We start from the raw sequence: 3,074 nt of genomic DNA, 5'->3' as shown, positions 1-3,074 counted from the left end.
GTATAGATATACACAATAAAAATAATAAAAAGAATCAAATTAAATTACGATTAAGAATTCCGATAAAACTAGACCCTACTAAAAAGAAAAAATTCTCAAATATAAAAAGATGTAATTTCTTTGAGAAGGGTAAATACATAAATCTTAACTCAACTACAGATGTTTGTTTGTATAATAATACAAAGAAGAAAGTTGGTATCGAAATAGAAAAAATACTTGTGTCAAAATCAAAATATATTGAAAGTGAAAGTATAATAATATTTGATTTTACCTTGGGAAATGAATATTATTATAATAAAGAATATGTTAAAAATATTAATATAAATAAAGGTAAATGTAATAAAGGAGTGATTTCTTATAATAATGTCGGGCCGGAAGAACAAATACTAAGTTTCACATGTAGTGCCGCAAATAGAGAATATCCAAGTTGGCATTTTTTTGTAAAGGACTTTTCTGATGAATTATCTTGTGAAGAAATTACATTATTAATAAAGATAATAAGAAATACGGAACCAGATGTAGAATGTCCAAATAAATTAAAGAATCTATAAAAAAAAGGAAATGTTGAGTGACAATAGAAGATTATTGTACTTATATAGTTAATACTTATTTATTAACCACTAAAGAGAAAGAAGAACTAGATTGTCTTTTTAAAAAAATTGGAAAAAAATTTGACTTTGAAATGTCAACAATATTTAACCCGGATGATATTCATATACGTGAATTGGCAAGCGAATTATTTAAAACTATTAAAAATGAAAAACGGGATTTCAATATAGAATATTTAATAATCACATTACCAATAGGAAATTGCAATGCGCTTGCCGCAGAATTATCATCATGTAAGCTAATAGTTTTAGACGCATGCGCCATGAAACTATATGGCGATATTGCCAAACTAATTGATAAACTTGCTCCGAAATATAAGGGGGAAATAGCGCCTAATCCAGAGAATTTAAATATAGGAAATATAGAAGAAATTGAAAATTTAAAAAATGAGATAAGAGAATTAATCAAAAATGATATTTACAATGAATTCAAAAAATCTATTCTTGCCTTTAACGGCAAAATGAGAAATTCTATTGATAACGAAAAAGAACCTGTTGGAATTGCCAAACAAATATGTGACGCATGTATTTTATTTTTGCTCGGCCACGAGTTTGGGCATATCGTGGAAAACCATAAAATAATTAATGATAATGAAGAAAACGCAACACAAAGAAGATGGGCACAGGAAGCGGAAGCGGATGTTATTTCTTATAAATTGATGGTTAAAACCATGGAGCTATTATATCCTGAAACAATGTATAAGGGACAATTTGATTTTGGTTTTGAAATATTCTTTCAATGTATATCAATAGTAGAACCCTTAACAATAATTTTAGATAATAAAAATAAATATGAGTATTCAATAAATCATCCAGACGCGTCAAGTTCACGGCTTGAAATACTAAGACTATTTTCAATAAAATCTGTTTCTGATAAAGAAACGCATATTTTTAACATAATTGTAAGTAATGAAATATTTGATAATGTTACTAATAAGCTGATTAGTGAAATAATTTGCAATGCAGCGAATATTGATAGTAAAAATGAAGGAATAAATGAATGGAAAAATGAACATTATTCCTCCGCTGTAAGAAAATTTAAAGATGATAAATACAGCCGACGTTTTAAAAAAATTATTGCGGTATTTTATGACTACATAATTGAAAGATCTTATACGCGAATGTATTCGTGCGCCGCACAAGAAGAATGTTTTATAAACGGAATAGAATATTTAAAACAAGAAATATATGATGAAGCCGTAAAGTGTTTTCTAGATGCTCTTGAAAAACATAATAGCCTAATAACGAGACTGGCTTATGGTTTGTCATGCTCTTTAATAGGGCAAAGATTTCTTTATGAGAAAAAAAATTATAAAAAAGCCGAAGCATTTTTTAAAAGAGATATTGAAATAAATCATCTGGCGGGCAGAGAATCATTTAAAGGACTTATGGTAGCGTTAAAAAAACAAAAAAAAGGGCATTCTGCCTCTGAAAATGGCGAAATTTACAAAATTCTTTCCCTTGTACCTTCTAAAGCCGAAAGAGTTATGGAATTTATGAAAACTAATAACTCTTAATACTTATTAAATAACTTTTGTAAAAATGTAATAGGAGCCACTGTTTTTACGTTATTGTTATTTGCCGGCAAATACGTACCGACGTATGTTTTATCGCCATGACGGAATTCAGTAGAATAATCGGCAAGGTCTTCAAGCAACCCTGCGGAAGCTTTTGATATTAGTTCTTTATGGCTGGTATCAAGGCCGCTTTTAACATACATGACTTCCTTCTTGTTAAAATCAAAATCAACTCCTCCTGCAATAGTAGAAGTAAAGCCATGTGGAGTAAAACCAAAATTACAAATAGTAGGCGTAGTAGAAGGCGTTTTCCTTTCTTGTACAGTAATATTATTTCTATATAATTCCATATCTACGTCATTGTCCTTTAATATTTGAATAAAGGCTGTAATTTCAGCTATCTGTTGTAATTTTTTAAAAACAGGATATTCACGGCAAAATAAATCATAATTTTCTTCTATTGTCATAAAATCCGCAAAGTATTTTGTAATCTGATGAGGAGGAGTGCCGTCTCTTGCATACATTTCCGCATTATTGATTATTACTTTTCCTTTTAAATAATAGTTGTTACCTTCATTATCTAATTCATATTTAGGTGTAAACCAAAATCTTGCATTATAAGTAGTATAATAATCATCAAATAACTTTTCTATTTCAAAGAGGTTGTAAAACTTTTCTATATTTAAAGTTTTAGACGTGTATATGATATTATTATTGATATTATCACGGCCGGCAGCCATACATTTCATCAATCTGTCAGCTTCAAAAAAGATATACCCATAATCCGTATTTTCAATACCGCCTATGAATCTTGTATTCTGGTTAATTAATCCTTTATTTATATATCGAATATTATTCCAATCAGTTTTTTCATCATTAAGAAGTTCATCTATAATAAATCCATTAATATTATTAATATATTTTTTAATATATTTAATTTGCTCATCAC

General features: G+C 28.4%; 3 protein-coding genes. 2 read left to right on the top strand and 1 reads right to left on the bottom strand.

Annotated features, from left to right (window positions below; translation table 11 throughout):
- Together ACYVRH_RS11480 and ACYVRH_RS11475 are read left to right on the top strand one after the other, a co-directional pair.
- Positions 1-551, top strand: a 551-nt coding sequence (locus ACYVRH_RS11480; protein WP_461257053.1) for a hypothetical protein, incomplete at its 5' end; no start/stop codon positions are given.
- Positions 552-568: 17 nt separating this feature from the next.
- The gene (locus ACYVRH_RS11475; protein WP_461257052.1) at positions 569-2,125 is read left to right on the top strand and encodes a M48 family metalloprotease; all 1,557 of its coding nucleotides are present in this window, start codon (positions 569-571) and stop codon (positions 2,123-2,125) included.
- On the opposite strand, the gene ACYVRH_RS11470 is transcribed toward ACYVRH_RS11475, so the two are convergent.
- Positions 2,122-3,074, bottom strand: a 953-nt coding sequence (locus ACYVRH_RS11470) for a hypothetical protein (RefSeq protein ID WP_461257051.1), incomplete at its 5' end; no start/stop codon positions are given. The two genes, ACYVRH_RS11475 and ACYVRH_RS11470, sit on opposite strands and share 4 nt — an antisense overlap.

The organism is Treponema sp. R80B11-R83G3 (assembly GCF_054786115.1).
This window is presented reverse-complemented; position numbering and strand designations above follow the sequence as displayed.